This window comes from Acinetobacter sp. 24-47-67 (assembly GCF_056779735.1).
This window is the reverse complement of the sequence record NZ_JBWYIK010000064.1, coordinates 1-203: the sequence shown is the minus strand read 5'-3', so window position 1 is coordinate 203 and position 203 is coordinate 1. Positions and strand designations below refer to the sequence as shown.

Here is a 203-nt window from a genome sequence, read left to right as displayed (position 1 = left end):
AAGCAGGTAACACAGGTGAATCTCAGCCAGAGAGCTTCGAGGTTGACACAGTAGCACCTGAATTAACCATCGATGAGCTTAAGCCAACAAATGATACTACACCAACAATCTCAGGTAAGACTGAGCCAGGTGCAACAGTAAAAGTTGAAATCTTAGACAAAGATGGCAACCCTGTAGCAACAGGTGATGCGACTGTAGATCCA

1 protein-coding gene is annotated in these 203 nt (G+C 44.8%); it reads left to right on the top strand.

Annotated elements, in window-relative coordinates:
- A partial coding sequence (locus AC1M9K_RS14705) for a hypothetical protein (RefSeq protein ID WP_481589668.1) occupies positions 1-203 on the top strand: 203 nt, incomplete at both ends.